The sequence below is a fragment of the Metabacillus dongyingensis genome (genome assembly GCF_019933155.2).
Classification (GTDB): domain Bacteria; phylum Bacillota; class Bacilli; order Bacillales; family Bacillaceae; genus Bacillus_P; species Bacillus_P dongyingensis.
Map to the genome: position 1 here is coordinate 1,397,640 of NZ_CP082944.1, position 16,244 is coordinate 1,413,883.

18 protein-coding genes and 1 pseudogene are annotated in these 16,244 nt (G+C 36.1%); 10 read left to right on the plus strand and 9 right to left on the minus strand.

Annotated features, from left to right (window positions below; all coding sequences use genetic code 11):
* Positions 1–2: 2 nt before the first annotated feature.
* From K8L98_RS06930 to K8L98_RS06940, 3 genes are all read left to right on the plus strand, one after another.
* Positions 3–659 carry a hypothetical protein gene (locus tag K8L98_RS06930; protein ID WP_223440685.1) on the plus strand — a complete coding sequence of 219 codons (657 nt, stop codon included), beginning with the start codon at positions 3–5 and terminating at the stop codon, positions 657–659.
* A gap of 58 nt (positions 660–717) precedes the next feature.
* Complete coding sequence (locus tag K8L98_RS06935) at positions 718–1,569, plus strand: major capsid protein (RefSeq protein WP_223440687.1); 852 nt, start codon at positions 718–720, stop codon at positions 1,567–1,569.
* 155 nt (positions 1,570–1,724) lie between these two features.
* The gene (locus tag K8L98_RS06940) at positions 1,725–2,147 is read left to right on the plus strand and encodes a hypothetical protein (RefSeq protein WP_223440689.1); all 423 of its coding nucleotides are present in this window, start codon (positions 1,725–1,727) and stop codon (positions 2,145–2,147) included.
* A gap of 307 nt (positions 2,148–2,454) precedes the next feature.
* On the opposite strand, the gene K8L98_RS26810 is transcribed toward K8L98_RS06940, so the two are convergent.
* The gene (locus tag K8L98_RS26810; protein ID WP_223440691.1) at positions 2,455–2,748 is read right to left on the minus strand and encodes a tyrosine-type recombinase/integrase; all 294 of its coding nucleotides are present in this window, start codon (positions 2,746–2,748) and stop codon (positions 2,455–2,457) included.
* Between the two features lie 208 nt (positions 2,749–2,956).
* Between K8L98_RS26810 and K8L98_RS06945 the strand changes: the two genes are divergently transcribed.
* A complete protein-coding gene (locus tag K8L98_RS06945; RefSeq protein WP_223440692.1) occupies positions 2,957–3,070 on the plus strand; it encodes a YjcZ family sporulation protein in 114 nt (37 codons plus the stop codon).
* 567 nt (positions 3,071–3,637) lie between these two features.
* On the opposite strand, the pseudogene K8L98_RS06950 reads toward K8L98_RS06945, so the two are convergent.
* Positions 3,638–3,913: pseudogene (locus tag K8L98_RS06950) on the minus strand (class I SAM-dependent methyltransferase); the annotation flags it as partial.
* 490 nt (positions 3,914–4,403) lie between these two features.
* Here K8L98_RS06950 and K8L98_RS06955 point away from each other — a divergent pair.
* The 3 genes from K8L98_RS06955 to K8L98_RS06965 all read left to right on the plus strand — a co-directional run bounded on the left by K8L98_RS06955 (position 4,404) and on the right by K8L98_RS06965 (position 6,420).
* Entirely contained in the window at positions 4,404–4,916 is a 513-nt protein-coding gene (locus K8L98_RS06955) for a TetR/AcrR family transcriptional regulator (RefSeq protein WP_223440693.1), read from the plus strand.
* Positions 4,917–5,051: 135 nt separating this feature from the next.
* Positions 5,052–5,945, plus strand: coding sequence for a hypothetical protein (locus K8L98_RS06960; RefSeq protein WP_223443229.1), 894 nt, complete (start codon positions 5,052–5,054; stop codon positions 5,943–5,945).
* 31 nt (positions 5,946–5,976) lie between these two features.
* Positions 5,977–6,420 (plus strand): ABA4-like family protein, encoded by a 444-nt coding sequence (locus K8L98_RS06965; protein ID WP_223440694.1) that lies wholly within the window; start codon positions 5,977–5,979, stop codon positions 6,418–6,420.
* 190 nt (positions 6,421–6,610) lie between these two features.
* Here K8L98_RS06965 and K8L98_RS06970 read toward each other — a convergent pair whose 3' ends face one another.
* Positions 6,611–6,907, minus strand: coding sequence for a hypothetical protein (locus K8L98_RS06970; RefSeq protein ID WP_223440695.1), 297 nt, complete (start codon positions 6,905–6,907; stop codon positions 6,611–6,613).
* A 234-nt stretch (positions 6,908–7,141) separates the two neighbouring features.
* Between K8L98_RS06970 and K8L98_RS06975 the strand changes: the two genes are divergently transcribed.
* Together K8L98_RS06975 and qacH are read left to right on the plus strand one after the other, a co-directional pair.
* Positions 7,142–7,690, plus strand: a complete 549-nt coding sequence (locus tag K8L98_RS06975; RefSeq protein WP_223440696.1) for a TetR/AcrR family transcriptional regulator — start codon at positions 7,142–7,144, stop codon at positions 7,688–7,690.
* A gap of 2 nt (positions 7,691–7,692) precedes the next feature.
* Positions 7,693–8,061: a quaternary ammonium compound efflux SMR transporter QacH gene (gene qacH / locus K8L98_RS06980; protein ID WP_223440697.1), complete on the plus strand. Its 369-nt coding sequence runs from the start codon at positions 7,693–7,695 to the stop codon at positions 8,059–8,061.
* Positions 8,062–8,211: 150 nt separating this feature from the next.
* Here qacH and K8L98_RS06985 read toward each other — a convergent pair whose 3' ends face one another.
* From K8L98_RS06985 to K8L98_RS06995, 3 genes are all read right to left on the minus strand, one after another.
* On the minus strand, positions 8,212–8,634 hold the full coding sequence (locus tag K8L98_RS06985) for a DoxX family protein (RefSeq protein ID WP_223440699.1): 423 nt from the start codon (positions 8,632–8,634) through the stop codon (positions 8,212–8,214).
* The gene (locus K8L98_RS06990) at positions 8,631–9,185 is read right to left on the minus strand and encodes a DUF3995 domain-containing protein (RefSeq protein WP_223440700.1); all 555 of its coding nucleotides are present in this window, start codon (positions 9,183–9,185) and stop codon (positions 8,631–8,633) included. Before K8L98_RS06990 ends, K8L98_RS06985 begins: the two co-directional genes overlap by 4 nt.
* A gap of 297 nt (positions 9,186–9,482) precedes the next feature.
* Positions 9,483–10,223, minus strand: coding sequence for an SDR family NAD(P)-dependent oxidoreductase (locus tag K8L98_RS06995; protein ID WP_223440701.1), 741 nt, complete (start codon positions 10,221–10,223; stop codon positions 9,483–9,485).
* A gap of 125 nt (positions 10,224–10,348) precedes the next feature.
* Between K8L98_RS06995 and K8L98_RS07000 the strand changes: the two genes are divergently transcribed.
* A complete protein-coding gene (locus K8L98_RS07000; RefSeq protein WP_223443231.1) occupies positions 10,349–11,191 on the plus strand; it encodes a LysR family transcriptional regulator in 843 nt (280 codons plus the stop codon).
* Between the two features lie 443 nt (positions 11,192–11,634).
* On the opposite strand, the gene K8L98_RS07005 is transcribed toward K8L98_RS07000, so the two are convergent.
* The 3 genes from K8L98_RS07005 to K8L98_RS07015 all read right to left on the minus strand — a co-directional run bounded on the left by K8L98_RS07005 (position 11,635) and on the right by K8L98_RS07015 (position 16,236).
* On the minus strand, positions 11,635–12,453 hold the full coding sequence (locus tag K8L98_RS07005; protein ID WP_223440702.1) for a carbonic anhydrase: 819 nt from the start codon (positions 12,451–12,453) through the stop codon (positions 11,635–11,637).
* An 859-nt stretch (positions 12,454–13,312) separates the two neighbouring features.
* Complete coding sequence (argH, locus tag K8L98_RS07010; RefSeq protein ID WP_223440703.1) at positions 13,313–14,632, minus strand: argininosuccinate lyase; 1,320 nt, start codon at positions 14,630–14,632, stop codon at positions 13,313–13,315.
* A 32-nt stretch (positions 14,633–14,664) separates the two neighbouring features.
* Positions 14,665–16,236 (minus strand): APC family permease, encoded by a 1,572-nt coding sequence (locus K8L98_RS07015; RefSeq protein ID WP_223440705.1) that lies wholly within the window; start codon positions 16,234–16,236, stop codon positions 14,665–14,667.
* Positions 16,237–16,244: the final 8 nt, after the last annotated feature.

The window sequence follows — 16,244 nt, forward strand, 5'->3', positions numbered from 1 at the left end:
TTATGGCAAGACCAACAATTTTACAACAAGTAACAAACTACTTGCAGAAAGCTATGGAAACAGAAAATAAATACCAAGCTTTAGCAGAGAAGAAACATGAAGAAGCTTTACAGCTGGAAGCACAGCTGAAGGCAGCACAGGACCAACTTCGATTTATGATGAAGGATAAAATCCTGGGAACTATTACTGAAGAAGAATTTGAAGTAATTGAAGCTGATGTTTCTGCTTTAGAAAAGAAGCTTGATGCAAAACGAAAAGAAGTAACTTTGCTTGATGGTTATGAAGTTGAAGACCTGGTTCCAACAATTCAGAATGTTGAAGCCTTGGAAGCTGCTTACACAACAAAGCAAAATGAAGTCATCACAGGGTTACGCTTTGAAATTACAGAAGCCAAACTGGAATACCTGCAAAAGCTGAATGGTATTGGTAAGGAATATGAAAAAGTAATTGTTAATGATAGCCTGTACAACCGTTTGAAGAAGAAGATTGGCAAGCAGCCAACAACGTTCCCGGTTCCAGCCTTTGATAGCCTGTATGCAGCGAAGGGTACAACTGCTGACATAACTACTTCGGATGTTGCTTCTGCACTTGATGGAAATGAATTCGCAAAGCTTCAAACCGTTGTGAAGCAAGGTAAGGAAGACGGGATTTTAAAATAATTTACAACAATTCAAAGCCCATTTTGGGCTTATTTTTATTGAGAAAAGGATGATTTGAATGACTGGAATTTTACTGTCAGAAGCTAGTAAACTAACAGCAACACCGTTGAAAAAGGGTGTTATCGAAACAATTATGAAAGAAAGTTCGGTATTGGAGAAGTTACCATTTGTTGATATCAGTGGCAATGCTTTCTCATTTGCACGTGAGAAGACTGATGGTGGTGCGACATTTCGTGATGTAAACGAAAGTTATCCTTCAAACATGCCAACATATGAAAACCTTGTTGAATCATTGCGTTTACTAGGTTCAAAGGTTGAAGTTGACCGTTATTTTGAATTAACGCAAAACATTCATGAAGTACGTGCAGAAGCCACTGAATCGAAGATTAAAGCAATCGCCAATGAATTTACACGTGTATTCTTCAAAGGCAATGCTGCGGTTAATCCATTGGAGTTTAATGGAATTGACCAGCATATTACTGCTAAAAACACGATTACAGTGGGGAATAAACGCCTTGTTACACCTATGGTTGATGCGTTACTTGATTGCGTTGATGGGGCAGATATGCTTTATATGAATAAACGTACTCGTCGCCATTTAACAGGCTTATTCGGTGTTCAGGGTGCATACGTCCAACAAGGACAAGATTCATTTGGTCGTTTTGTCAGTGTTTATGCAGATACAAAAATTGGTGTACTTGAAGATTCTATGCTGCCTGACAATGAAATCTATGCCGTTAAATTCGGTGAAGGTGGCGTTGTTGGTATTCAGAATGGTGAATTGCAAGTTGAAGATAACGGCCTGCGTGGCACAATGTATGAAACCCTGATTGAATGGTACGTCAGTACAGTGATGTTCAACCCGAAAGGTGTTGCGAAACTTACTGGCTTTAATTTAGAAGATTTGTAATTTAGACTGTTATTTCATCCCCGAAATGACTGTTTGCCCTTGTAGCTTTCCTTCTTGGATTGTTGCAAGGGCTTTTTTTGTGTTTTATGAATTACTAAAACTAAGCAAAACAGCTTACATCTTTAACACGTATAATTAATTGTGGAGGTGATGAAATGAAAGGTAAGTTAGAAACACAAATAAGAAAAATTAATGCTTTAGATAAAGAAATACTTTCAGTAACTTTAATAAAATCAATTGAGTTACTGTGGTCATTGGACAATATTATTGACAAGAATGTGTCTGACTATATCCATGCTAACAAAGTGTGGGAACCTGAAAAATCTGAATGCTGTAAAAATTGTCTATATGATTTAGGTAATATTATGAGTAATGAATTTTTAAACCGAGATAGTGGTGATTTTTTCATGAAAACGCTTTTACAATACCTTGAATTTGAACAGAATGATGAATTTGCTGCGAATTACATTACGGAATATTGCATGAATGATTCAAATAGCAAAGATATATCAAGTCTCAAATCAGAACTAGTCTGTTGGGTAATTGAGTCTGAAGAACTTGAACGTAACGGTATATAAAGATTTTGAGATTCTAAGAAGCTAAATAAGCATTACGCAAATGAGAGACTACTTTACATTTAATAACAACCACTTTATAATGATAATAATAAAAGTTAATTGTGAAGTGGTTATACGTTTTAAGCGTGTTTAACCCTTTGAATACATAAGTATTATGGCTTCTCTTTCCTTGACAGGGAAGGGGTCGGGGGTTCGAATCCCTCACAGGTCATATACCTATAAACGTTGAAATAAAAGGGTTTCCCAAAAATGGGAGACCCTTTTATTTGTCTTTAAAAAGAAGTAACTGACCAAACGACTGACCGATTTAATTTCTGACCTTTAAAAAGGCATTTCCAACGTCTGAATCCATTTTTTTAGTGACATGTGTATATAAGTTCCTCGTGGACCCAATATCTTTATGACCAAGTCTTTCTTGAGTAGCTTTCATACTAAAACCTTCACTTAACAAATAGGATGCAGATGAATGCCGAAGGTCATGAAAAGCAATCTTCTTAAGGTCGTATCGCTTCACTATTCGCTGCCAAAACTGACTAACAGAAGAAGGAGAGCAGGGAATGCCATCTAAATTGGCGAAAAGGAGATTCACATGTTCACGCATTATCCGGCGGACTTAGCCCTTCTATGAAAGCATAGTACGAAAAATGGTTAGATGCGTGGATGGTACTATGAAGAAGTTATGGAGTAATCAGTACCTTTATTTAGCGCATTTTTCAAGAAAATCAATGAATGCCCTGAGCGTTTGTCCAAACAATCTCAGTGTTTCCGCATAATTTAGTAGTAGTTAAAGTGGGAAGGAGGAATTTTAAATGAGTGATTATCAAGGTGATTTTCGTAGGAAAGACAAAAATTTTGAGTTAATCGTTGTGTTGTTTATTTTATTGATTATTGTAGGCGCTTCTTTCATGAAAGATCATTACTAAAAATTGTTTAGCCGACTCAATACCGTTTTATCATTAAGGCAAAGAATTCTTCCTATCCATCTGTGTTTTAGCGTTGTACTACAAAAATGGGGTATACCACCAGATATCTCATTTTTAGGCTGCTGATGAAGTATCGGCAGCTTTTTTCTATACAAAAAGCCCTTCTCATAATTGAGAGGCGCTTTTTATCGTATAAACTGATTTTATACAGCACATAGTAGTATAAGACATTTTATGTCATACATATTAATTAAAGGAAGGTAAGCAAAAATGTACGATGGTAAATTAATTTATTCAAGCACCGTTCGTAAAAGGAACAGTAGCAATGAAAGAGAACATAGCTATACAAACCCAATAATACACAGAGAAATTCATGGAGATAAAGTCTATGTACCCTTGAACTTGGAACGTGTTTGGCATAAATAATGAGAAAAGCCCTTATCTTAAATGAGAGGGGCTTTTTCTTTAAGGGGAAGCCCCTTATTTTATTTGGACTCCCCCTCAAGATTTTAAACTTATTTTTTACCAGCTACCCAGTTTAATCTCCAGCCCCCTTTGTTCGGCTGTTTAGACATTGCCTAGATAGCTTCGCGTTATGTTTTGGAGAACAATTTTTCCATTCTTACTGTATTTTTCGAATACCTCTGACAGGAGAAAAACAAAACGTTCATACTCTTCGTAATTTTTTTTCGGAGCATAGGACGCTGATAAATTCCTTCCTATAAATCCTTCATAATCAAATAGCAAATCATTTTAATACTTTTTAAACTCATACTTTCCATCTTTAAAAAAGCTGTTAAATACTTCTGAAGTTTCCTCCATTCCACCGCTAAATCCTTTGAAATACCAGTAGTAGAGTGGTGGTTTAAAAAATACTGGTACAACTGGATTTGTCACAAATTCTCCTAAACTTACCCAGCAATGCTATTTCCTTGACAGGGTAGGGGTCGGGGGTTCGAATCCCTCACAGGTCATATACCTATAAACGTTTATATAAAAAGGGTTTCCCGAAAATGGGAGACCCTTTTATTTGGCTTATAAAAAATGGATATTCCGTTATAGGGCAGTTTAATTGAAGAGTGGATTCAACTTTTTGTTCAGCAATCGGGCCATATAGTTGAATAAATTAACTCTTTACTAACCACGTCAAGAAGTAGTCACAGAACAGAAAATGAGACGATTGCTGAACTCGTAAGTGACAATAAGGGACCGCTGTACTTAGCTATCTGTCTTTATAGTATTGACATTGATTCATAATAAAAATAATTCTTGATTTTTTTTCCATATCGATTTAATATTTATTTATCAATAAATAAAAAAGGAGAGGGAAGTATTGGCTGGCCGCGAAGATCGCAAAGAACAAATCATCGATAAAGCCGTAGGACTATTTGCGGAACTTGGATATTATAAAACAACTACAGCTATGGTGGCTAAAGCCGTAGGAGTTACACAACCGTATGTGTTTCACTTTTTTAAAAATAAAGAAGAGCTTTTCAAAGCAGTTAACGACAGGGCAATGAATCGAATATATGAAACCTTCACCCAAGTTGAAGCACCTCCTGACCGATTAATGGAGACAATGGGGCACGCTTTTATTCAAATCATGGAAGCCCATAGAGATGAGATTATCATGGTCATGCAAGCTCATGCCATTTCTGAACCAGTGATTCGGGATTATGTGAGAGAGCAGTTTCAGATCATATATGAAGCAATTGTCGTGAAGTTTAAATCAGCAGGAATTTTGAATGCTGAAGAAGCAGCTTCGCAATTTTTTGGAACAGGTCTCTTAATTACGGTCTCAGAAGTTTTAGATTTACCACAATTACTCTGTTTTAAATCAAAGTAACCATTCAAACTATAAAAACGAAACAAGGCAGTAGAATAGCTGCCTCTTTTCTTTTAATTTTATTTATTTATTGATAAATAAATAAAATGTGCAGTCTAGTTCCATTCAAAAATGAGAGAAAGGAATGATTCATTGATGAAGGCGAGTAATGGAAAGGTTGACAATTCGGATTTGAAGCTATTTAGAGGAGAAAAGCTGCTCGTAATGATTAGTTTGCTCGGGTTTGTGCTTGCAATTGGGGTTGCTCTTTATATCGGTATATTTGGGAATGTGGTTTTACCAGAAGGAAACTTAGATCGTGCGTTTTCCTTTGACGCAGCAATCGCATTGTTTCTTTTGTCCATAGCAGCCATTTTACCATTATCGGGTCTAAGTTCGCGTAAACGTGCTGCTGCTCGTTGGTTTTTTATACCTGCAATACTCTATGCCTATGCGATCGAAACAATTCAGCATTTTCGCGGGATTAATCCACGATTTTCAAAAGCTGGTTCTAACACAGCCGATTCAATTGCTGGTGCTTTATTCGGGCTTGATTCGCTATTGATCATCATTGTAGTTGCGCTGATTGCCATCCCGTTTTATCGCAAAAGACAGATGAATGAACGTCTGCTTGTAGTACTGGGCATCCGGTATGCATTTCTATCCATCATGTTTGCCTTTGCCTCTGGATTATGGATGATCGTTCTGCAAAGTCGATATACAGGGGAAGCAGGAAACCTAATTGTCCTTCATGGTCTTGGTTTCCATGCTTTGCAGGCATTACCGTTGTTAGGATGGTTATCCGAGAAGGCACGTATTGAAATCAAGCATGCAAAACGGCTCATCCATATTGGGAGTTTAGCTTGGACTATTTCTATTCTATTGATTAGCGTACAAACAGTCTTAGGACGTTCCATTTTTGAATGGACAGCACTTCCAATCCTTTCCAGCATTATGCTGCTTATTTGGTTTGCATCAGTTGTTATCGCTGTATTTAATCTTTTTTGGCCGAAGACGGTGATTCTCAATCTATCATCGCATAGTGACTAATCAATTATCTTATAAGGAGGGGATTTTAAAGATGTATGAAAAGTTATTTTCTCTTGCAAGTATAGTTATGCCGTTTTGGCTTGTCTTAATAGTGTTTCCGAAGTGGCGAGTTACACGGTTTCTGGCGAATATAGCTGTTTTTCCTATCTATCTTGCCGCACTTTATGTTATTGGAATAATCATAACGATTGCAGGGTCTGGCTTTGGATTCGTTCATGATTTTGGTTCTGTTGAAGGGGTCACTAAATTGTTGTCCCAACCGAACTTTGCTATACTTGTCTGGCTTCATATACTTTGTTTCGATCAGACTATCGGCCATTATGTTTTCAGGGATAACATGGAACACCGGTATTTACCCATACCGGTCCAATCTATTATCTTATTCCTTATCCTAATGTTCGGCCCTCTTGGATTTTTATGTTATCTAATACTGCGAAAAATACTGAAAAAAGAGAAGAAGAATTTTCATGTCTAGACCAGTCGCAAAAGCCACAATATATATAAAGCGATATCTTGTTGCACCGAGCTAAAGTAACAGGGAATATAAATGGGTCTAAAAGCGGTATTGTAACAATGGTACCTTATAATACCAGTAAATATACAGTACCATTCCCAGCAAATTAAAAAGCCAAAAACCCTTCTCTAAATGAGAGGGGCTTTTTTATTTAACTTCCAGTTCCCGGGTCTTTAAGAATCGGGCTGCCGCCAACATCTGGATCTTTCAAGAGATTTACCTCTTTCACTTTTACTAATTCGGTAATGTCAATTTGATTATATAAGACTTTGTATAGCTCTACATTATAAATAAAGTCACGTTTCAATTTCTTAAACCACTCCAAAGCTACGCTTGCTGCTTCCTCATGAGGATTGATATTAAATTCCCTTACATTCACTTTGAAATATCCGCATTGTAAAGTTTTCATTCCATTCACAAAATAATGGAGATCTATGACTATTTGCATCTCCTCACCTTTTCTATACAGTTTAAATATATTATAAGAACAAATGTTCGAAAAAGCAATTAGGTTAGAATGTTTGTTCGTATATATTTAGAATACAACAAAGAAGCTGATCATATGAAGGGCTTATTAGAGAGAGCAAAAGTGAAACAGTGATACTACATAAGAACTTTAATTCGATTGATGAAAAACCGTCCAGACGGTATACTTTGTATATCGAGTTATGGAGGTTAATATATGTCTATTTCAAAGCATGCTAATAAGAAAAAAAATATATTGACTGCTGCATCTGAAATTGTAAAAAAAGAAGGAGTTGTCAAACTCACATTAGAGGCGGTCGCCCAAAGAGCTGGTGTGAGTAAAGGTGGATTATTATACCATTATCCCAGCAAGGAGGCATTAATTAAAGGAATGGTGGAAGATTGGACAGATAATTATTTCGAATGCATTAATACGTTAGTTAATAACGATAAAAATGCATTAGGAAAATGGAGTAGGGCTTATGTTAAATCTGCATTTTCCGATTTAGAAAACAACAAACTAAATTCCGCACTAATGGCTGCGATGTTTATTAATCCAGATTTATTAGATGAATTCCGGAAGAAATACGATATTTTGCATACGAAGTTAATAAAAGATGGGATTGATCCTGTCAAAATAACAATTGCAAGATTATCAATAGATGGTCTATGGTTCTCAGAAATATTTGGAATGGCACCATTAAATGAAGAACTAAAAACACAAGTTTTTGATGAACTAATAAACATGATTCAGGAGGACGAATAACAATGTCGTATCTATATTTAGCACTTGCAATAGTTGGGGAACTTATTGGTTCTTCTTTATTAAAAGCATCTGAAGGTTTTTCTAAACTCTTTCCTACAATAGGGGTAATAATAGCTTTCGTTAGTTGTTTTTTCTTTTTGTCAGTGTCACTGAAAACGATCCCCTTAAATACTGCGTATGCAATATGGTCGGGATTGGGTGTTGTTTTTACTACTATCATTTCTGTTTTAATTTGGAAAGAAAAAATTAACATGGCTAGCATTGCAGGAATAATACTGATTCTTGTAGGAGTTGTAATATTGAATTTGTTTGGACCAGGGCATGGAGAATCTGGTCATGAAGCAGGCGAAACAATTACCATCAATGAATAAATGGAAAAACATAAAAAAGTCCTTCTTAATAAAGAGAAGGACTTTTTTACTTATTTAAGAGTATTTTATGAAGTCCTTCATCAATTAAACTACCCTTTACTTCAATAAGAAAAGGCGACACACTATGATAAGCAATCGCCCCCTTTCGTATTATAGTTTGCGGCTCTTCGGACGCAGCGCCCACGAGGCGATATTTAGTGCAGCATATGAAAGCGGAAGGATAATATGAAACCCGTAATCACCATAATTGTTAGCAAACGCATGAGATAAAGCCGCACCGGTCATTAAAAAGAAGATACCAGCGTGAACCCATTCTTTAAGCCGAGGAAAACCTGGCACGACGAGAGCGATGGCTCCAAGCACTTTCCAAATCCCGAGAATGGTCAAGACGTATGATGGGTAACCAAGATTCGTCACTAACTCGAGGTTTCCCCCATATTGCATCAGTTGGCCGATACCACTTAACAAAACAGCTGCTGCGAGCAGTAATGTGATTGTCCAATAAGCAATCATTTTTCCTCGGGGCTTGGTTTCTACTCTCGCGGTTGTTTCCGCATCGATAATCTTACTCATTTGTTTCCTCCTCGAGACTGTTTGTTTTTAATCCTATGCTGGAACGACAGAGTCGCCATAAAAACAGTTACTCCCCACAAGAACAATCCTCCGTACGTTACCACATATACCCAAATGGCTAACCCTTCGGCGTATCCTTTAGAAAACACACCTGAAAATTGAAGAGCTGTCAAGATGCTAATTAGAACTGTCAGTACCCCAACTGACCATCCTGAAATGATTAATAACCAGTTTGGTAGTCTCTCCCCCCAGGAACTCACGAGAGCTAAAGCAAATAAAGATGCCAGTATCGCCAAGATAGCTGTGAAGTCTATTCCGTTGGTATATAACGTATATAGAAAAGCAGATCCTTCCTTTAATGTATCAGAAAACCTTGCTACATCTTGTACAGCTTGTTCTGTTGTAAGTCCTATTGTTGATCCCCATGCCCAAAGTGATTTTAAAATTGCATACGGCAGCAGTGCAACAGCTGCAACATAGCCCCATCCACTAGTTAAATAAGTTTTATTAGCTATTTCTGACCTCATATGTTTCTCATGTTTTAAGTTCAAAAGACACTCTCCCTTCTCTTTTAGGAATGAAGCCTATTTAGTTATAGGTATTCGTTGGACTCTTTAATAATTACTTATTCAACAATCCTGCCCGTTTGTTGAATAACTAAAAAAGAGTTCACCTTTTGGTAAACTCCGATTATTTAAAGTTAAAGGTTAATCCAAAATAGAAAAGTTTTATGTTAACTAACTTTGTATAAAATATACAAACACCCTCTTATTTGACTTACCTTTAATAGGGTGTTTATATGATAAATAACATTTTAGAAAAGCAAAAACTATGGGTTATTTTAAACTTCAAAGTGTTTGTCCATTATCAATTGTAAAAACTTGGCCTGTGACAGATTCATGAATCAATTGAAAAAGAATAGCATCTGCAATATCATTTGGTGTTGAAATTCTTTTAAGTGGTAAGTTGCCCGCAAGTTGATACATCTTTTCTTCATTACCAGACCACCACCTAGTATCAACTGCACCAGGAGATATACTATTCACTCTGATATAAGGTGCTAATGCGATAGCTAACGATCTTGTCATTGTGTGAATGGCTGATTTTGTTGCTGCATATGGGATAGATGAGCCTATTCCGGTCATTCCAGCCACACTGCCCATATTAACAATCACACCCGATTGTTGCTTCTTCATATAAGGGACAACAGCTTTTACGCACTGAAACATTCCTTTCACATTTACGCTGAAAAGGGAATCCCATACTTCATCTGTTACGGCATCTAAGTCATCCATAGCTATTTGAGCTGTAACACTCGCATTATTTACTAAAGCATCTACCGTGCCAAAAGATGTAACAATATGGGATACTAAATCATTAACTTCTTTTTCTATCGCTACATTTGCTCTATAAGCGAATGCTTTTCCTCCCAGCAGTGTAATTTCATTGACAACTTCAAAAGCTTCTTTTTCAGATCGATTATAATTAATCACAACTCTTGCACCTTCAGCTGCTAATTTCAAAGATGTTGCTCTTCCAACACCAGTGCCACCGCCGGTTACTAGGACTACTTTACCTCTTAACTCCATTCTAAATCATCCTTACTTTGTTTGATTTAATATGTTCTATTATATTTTTATGCATATGAAGAGTATAATACTGAATAATGAAGGAGGTATCATTTTAAATGATACCAGTGAGAGGAATGTTATTCTTGGAAAGTCATGATTTGCGGATTTTTAAACATGTTGCAGAACTACAATCAGTATCTAAAGCTGCTGAAAAATTGGGCTATGTACAACCTAATGTTAGTCAGCGAATTAAGGTTTTGGAAGATGAACTAGGCGTCAGATTATTTATTCGTAATAATAGAGGGGTATCATTGACTGAGGAGGGAAGCGTCTTACTGGAGTATACAAATCAAATTATACTATTAATGGACGAAGCCAAGTCATTAGTTAATCCTAAAAAATGGAGAGGATCTCTAACAATAGGTGCATCCCAAACGATTTCTGCAGTTAGAATTCCAAAGCTGTTTTCTTCTTTTTTGAGAGAACATAAAAATATTGATGTAAAAGTAAGAACGAATGATAAGCAAAAGTTACAAGAAATGCTTTCTTATGGAGAACTCGATGGTGTTTTTATAAATGGTACATATAATTACTCACAGTTCGAAATCGTTTATAGTTATTTTGAGAAAATCGTACTCATTTCACCTAAACATAGTCAATTTGAAAAGCAACATGATCAAACGTTAATTGTTAATAGTGATACAAATTGCATATACAGAAATAAAACACTAGATATTTTCAAAGAAAGTAATTTTCATGATCTGGCTATCATGGAGTTTGATTCGCTTGAATCTATTCTGCAAGCAGTTCATGATGGACTTGGTATCAGTATAATACCGGCAGACGTAGCTAATATTCGAAAAGAAATACAAACAATTCAATATAAAGAATTGTCTGAAACAATCAAGATAGATTTTATAATCAAACATAGAAAACAGCAACCGCAAAGTCTAAAAAAATTTATTCATTTTTTACAGAGAACATAATTCGATAATACTTGAAATGGACTTTATTTTCCATTTGCTAAAGCTAGAAACTAATCCGTTATTCCGTTAACGGGGTGCATTTCTTGAGGAAGAAATGCGCTCTTCTTAATGAATTGAGTATGCACTTTTAGTACAGGTACTTACATAATGGTGAGTGTTAAATCAGTCCTAAAAAACATTTTTTCTATAAGGGGGACAAGCGAACCTATTACTCGCAAAGTAGAATAGCTGCATTCTCGGGGGCATCGTACGTTGTACGAAAAGATCATGCACTTAGTCATTTTTTAATTATTCAAGAAAAAGGCGTAAGAATGGAAAAGTGACCAAAGGAGACTACACTAACCCTAGATAAGAATCCATTTTGATCAAGTATTTTCTTCGGAAAACAGAAAAATGACCACTCAACTTTTCTTTAAGTGGTCATCACTACATGAAATCATTCTTTATTTAGTTTTATATAATTCACGATCATTAAAAGATTGAAGATGACGATGGTTGTCAGGGAAGATTTGCTGGAATGCCTGAATTTGTTCTTTCGACATTTCAATCGGCTGCTCAAATATGATCCATTTCACTTCTTCTGTACAAGGAGGAGTTGTTAACGATCCATTATAATGAAAAGACGTTTGTTCTTGAGGGAGTATACCTTTTAAATCGACCGGTTCTTTTACGGAAATATCTTCTCCTGTTTCTTCCTGCGGTAATACATCCCAAATAGATGCAAGTTTTTCATTTTTTTTACCCTCTTGTATCATCACTCCAAGGACGGTAATCTTTCCATTCGCGTCTTTATGTACAAGGTGTAGCTCCATATCATAATTTTGGCCATTAAATTGATGTTCACTCGGAGTATGGAAATGAAATTGAGCGAGATTGTACTTATTTCCTTCAACTAAAATACTGTTGCTTTCTGTTGTGGCATTAGCCTGCACGGTATGACCGTTGTTTACAAGTGTAAAAGGTGCAGGCTCATATTGAATCTGAATGTATTCTATTTTTTTATCGGTTATTACCTGTGAAAATTCAATATTAATTGGAGATTGTTCACTTCCGTTGACACATGTTGAGTTCGCTTGGTCCAATTCTCCCCAGTGTTCAGGTCCTGTTTCCCCTTCATAGGACCAATGAGCAGTCTGTGTACTTTGAGCCTCTTTTCCTTCACTTTTATCTGTATTAGGTATTTCTATAGTTTTCTCCGAGCAAGCTCCTAATGAAAAGCTTAAAGAAACAGCTAAAAATGGATATACGAATTTCTTCCGCATGTTTTATAAATCTCCCTTTTCTAATTTTTTAGTATTCATTTAAAATAAATACTAAAAAACAAATAACAACAAAACATTATTTTCCAGATGGCGTTTACATTATGAAATTAGGGGAAACGGACTACTGATTGACGAGTGAAAAGAACCATTATGTTAAATATTTGTGATACTGACTTGTTTATATTTAAAGAAAATAGGAGAAATAGTTACATCTCCTTTTTTTGCGAAAAGAGCCAGCTGACAATTGAGATTATTCCTTGTTACAATGAAAAACTTCAAAACGGAACTCCTTAAAACTAAATTGGCGGTTTTTCTTCTTTTATTAAATGACCCCAAAGTTCTTCTTCAGATTTATTAAGTATCTTTCTAATCTTTAGCGCTACCCTTAATGTTTAGCAGTATAACTGACCGAAAAACTGACCAAACTGACTGTAGATGCTTTAAAAGTTTCATAAATTAGTATAATGATGGTTTAAAATATACCGGTGCAAATGGATTTTTCCTGTCCTGTCCTGAACGTGCAAAACTATCTTATTTCCTTGACAGGGAAGGGGTCGGGGGTTCGAATTCCTCACAGGTCATAAGCCTATAAACGTTTAAAAGGGTTTCCCGGTAAGGGAGACCCTTTTTATTTGCTATTGAAATAATTTAACTGGCCAATTTAATTTCTTACCTTTAAAAAGTATCCAGCGTCTGAATCCATCTATTTAGTGAAATGTGCAGAAAAGTTCATAGCAGTCTCAATAATCTTTATGTCCGAGTCTTTGAATAATAACTTTATAAAGAGCTACTAACATATGAAATGTATTTCTTATTTTCTATATTAGTAGCTCTTTAATTTGGAATCTCTTCAAACTAATTATCTTAGTAAGCCCACTTTAATCCCTTTATTTAATATATTTTGATAATCAATAAATTCATATATATCATCTTCAATTAATGAACTTAAGTGCTTAAATTCGTCTACAGACAACTCTTCAATTGTTTTATGATTATCTTCACAATAAATTACAATAGAACCAACAATGCTATGAGCATCTCTAAAAGCAACCCCTTTGCTGACCAAATAATCAGCAACCTCTGTTGCATTGAGAAAACCATTTTTCACAGCTTTTTTCATGTTTTCTCTATTAACCTTCATTGTAGATATCATTTTAGACATAATTTTCAAACAAGCTAATACTGTATCCAGCGAATCAAAAAAAGGTTCTTTGTCTTCCTGCATATCTTTATTGTATGCCAAAGGTAATCCTTTCATAGTTGTTAATAGCGATGTAAGTGATCCATATACTCGTCCTGTTTTTCCTCTTATAAGCTCAGCGGCATCAGGGTTTTTCTTTTGAGGCATGATACTGCTGCCTGTAGAGTAAGCGTCATCGATCGTAATAAATTTAAACTCTTGACTGCTCCATAAAATTAATTCTTCACTTAATCTGCTTAAGTGCATCATGATAATTGAAAAGTCAGCCATTAATTCTAAAAGATAATCTCTGTCACTTACTCCGTCTAGGAAATTATCCACCGGTTTAGAGAACCCCAGTTCTTCTGCTGTAATTTCTCGATTTATATGATGAGTAGTTCCTGCCAGAGCCCCGCAGCCAAGCGGACTTTCGTTCATAATTTCAATTGCCTTAAGAACTCTTTTTCTATCCCGATTCAGCATGTTATAGTATGCCATTAGATGGTGTTGAAAAGTTATTACTTGAGCACGCTGAAGATGGGTATATCCTGGCATAATTACATTATTTTCTTTTGCTTTTTTTTCCAGGCTATTTTGCAGATCCTCAATCGATTTGATCACTTCTAAAGCCTTATTTTTAGCGTAAAGTCTAATATCTGTAGCAACTTGGTCATTTCTGCTCCGTGCTGTGTGGAGTTTTTTTGCTGTGTCACCAATTCGTTCTGTCAAATTCACTTCAACAAAGCTGTGGATATCTTCAAAATTTCCTTCGATAGGCAATGTTCCGTTTTCAATGTCCTCTAAAATCGAAAGAAGAGATTTTACAAGATCTTCGCCTTCTTTTTTTGTGAGCAAATCACATTGCACTAACATATTGACGTGAGCAATACTTCCTTTAATATCTTCAGAATAAAGCCTTTTATCAACCTTAAGTGAGCTATTAAAGTCTTCCATTAATTTATTTTCTTCTTTTCTAAAACGTCCTCCCCAAAGCTTCATAACGAGTTCTCCTTTTGTGGAATTTCTGACTTTTAAGATATTTTAGTTACACTTTCTTGTAATTCTTCAATGTTCCCTTTTTTACGCATGTACCATACTCCGTTATAAACTGCAAAGTAGTAAAAGATAAATCCAAGTATTGCCGCAACTATAGACATAAATGGCTCAGGAACAATACCATTGCCGCCAAAATTTCCTATATAGGACAGCAAAACAAGCAATAGAATATAAATAACAAGATATAACCCGCCTATGATTTCAACTGATTTATGTTTATTGATAAAATGGGTTACTAAATAACAGCCAATTCCTAAAATTAACCCCGTAATTGCAAGTTGTACCCTGCTCCAGTTTGTCCAATAAATAAGAAGCGTAGCAAAAACAAAGGCTAATGGAGCAATGATATGCATACCTGGGAGACCATTGTCTTTTGTCAAACCAACCTTACGGAAAACCATTACAGTAACACATGCCGAAGCATACTTGAAAATACCTATTGCTCCCACAATAGCAACAATTGCAGTCCAGCTTTTTAAAGGGAATAAGAATAGCATTCCGATAAAGAAGTTGAGAGCAAGTGCACGAGTCGGGACACCAAACCGCTTGTTGATTGATCCGAAGAAAGATGGCAGGAACCCGCTTTTCGCCATTCCAAAAACATGTCTTGAAGTTCCAGCTGTATAAGTAAGGGCTGAGCCTGTTGGGGAAATCATGGCGTCAGCTGTTATGATCCATGATAACCAAACCATATTTGCCATAAGTGCCAGATTAGCAAATGGAGAATCAAATTTAATGCCACTCCAGCCATTTGCCAGCATTTCCGGTGGAACTGCTCCAATAAAAACAACTTGAAGTAACACATATAAAATTGCTGCAACTACCAGAGAGGTGATCAAAGCCAGTGGAATATTTCGTCTAGGGTTGACCACTTCTCCACTCATCATGATAACGTTTCCAAATCCTGTGTACGCAAAAAATATACCACTGGTTAATATCGCACTTAATCCAGCGCTATAACCATTAGGGGCAAATCCCTGACTCGTAAAGTTCTCTGCATGAAAACCTGTCATAAAAAAAGCCAGGATCGTTAGGACGGGTACAACAAACTTAATAGTGGTAATAACGGTGTTCGTGACTGCAAATAGTTTCACTCCAAAATAGTTAAAAACCACAAAGAATATCATTAAAAGTGTTGATGCCAGAATGCCGGTTGTTGTAAGCTGCTCCTTAGTTACATCATATAGCCCTGGCCAAAACTGATTGGCGTATTGTATAACTCCGGCAGATTCCACTGGTGCTGTGGCACAATAGCCAAGCCAGATAGAATAACTAGTTACTGTAGCAAGCATTTTTCCATGGGAATAGAGGGGATACCGTCCTAAACCACCTGTTTCAGGCTTAACTCTGCCTAATTCAGCATAAATAAGAGCTATGAGTGTTATGGCAACTGCACCAATCATCCAAGAAATAATAGCTGCAGGACCAGCTAATTTTGCTGCTGCCCATGGTCCAAAGAGCCAACTTGACCCTATTATTCCCCCGAGAGATAGTGCTGTAAGTGACCAAAATCCCATTTTCTTTTTCAAATATTGTTCTTGATCCATGAATTTAC

Bases quoted from the DNA above. Each gene is read 5' to 3' on its own strand.
- K8L98_RS07015 (WP_223440705.1), bottom strand. From the start codon at position 16,236: ATGGATCAAGAACAATATTTGAAAAAGAAAATGGGATTTTGGTCACTT.
- K8L98_RS07005 (WP_223440702.1), bottom strand. From the start codon at position 12,453: ATGCGGAAGAAATTCGTATATCCATTTTTAGCTGTTTCTTTAAGCTTT.
- K8L98_RS06975 (WP_223440696.1), top strand. From the start codon at position 7,142: ATGTCTATTTCAAAGCATGCTAATAAGAAAAAAAATATATTGACTGCT.
- K8L98_RS06970 (WP_223440695.1), bottom strand. From the start codon at position 6,907: ATGCAAATAGTCATAGATCTCCATTATTTTGTGAATGGAATGAAAACT.
- K8L98_RS06930 (WP_223440685.1), top strand. From the start codon at position 3: ATGGCAAGACCAACAATTTTACAACAAGTAACAAACTACTTGCAGAAA.
- K8L98_RS26810 (WP_223440691.1), bottom strand. From the start codon at position 2,748: ATGCGTGAACATGTGAATCTCCTTTTCGCCAATTTAGATGGCATTCCC.
- K8L98_RS06935 (WP_223440687.1), top strand. From the start codon at position 718: ATGACTGGAATTTTACTGTCAGAAGCTAGTAAACTAACAGCAACACCG.
- K8L98_RS06995 (WP_223440701.1), bottom strand. From the start codon at position 10,223: ATGGAGTTAAGAGGTAAAGTAGTCCTAGTAACCGGCGGTGGCACTGGT.
- argH (WP_223440703.1), bottom strand. From the start codon at position 14,632: ATGAAGCTTTGGGGAGGACGTTTTAGAAAAGAAGAAAATAAATTAATG.
- qacH (WP_223440697.1), top strand. From the start codon at position 7,693: ATGTCGTATCTATATTTAGCACTTGCAATAGTTGGGGAACTTATTGGT.
- K8L98_RS06940 (WP_223440689.1), top strand. From the start codon at position 1,725: ATGAAAGGTAAGTTAGAAACACAAATAAGAAAAATTAATGCTTTAGAT.
- K8L98_RS06945 (WP_223440692.1), top strand. From the start codon at position 2,957: ATGAGTGATTATCAAGGTGATTTTCGTAGGAAAGACAAAAATTTTGAG.
- K8L98_RS06965 (WP_223440694.1), top strand. From the start codon at position 5,977: ATGTATGAAAAGTTATTTTCTCTTGCAAGTATAGTTATGCCGTTTTGG.
- K8L98_RS06985 (WP_223440699.1), bottom strand. From the start codon at position 8,634: ATGAGTAAGATTATCGATGCGGAAACAACCGCGAGAGTAGAAACCAAG.
- K8L98_RS06960 (WP_223443229.1), top strand. From the start codon at position 5,052: ATGAAGGCGAGTAATGGAAAGGTTGACAATTCGGATTTGAAGCTATTT.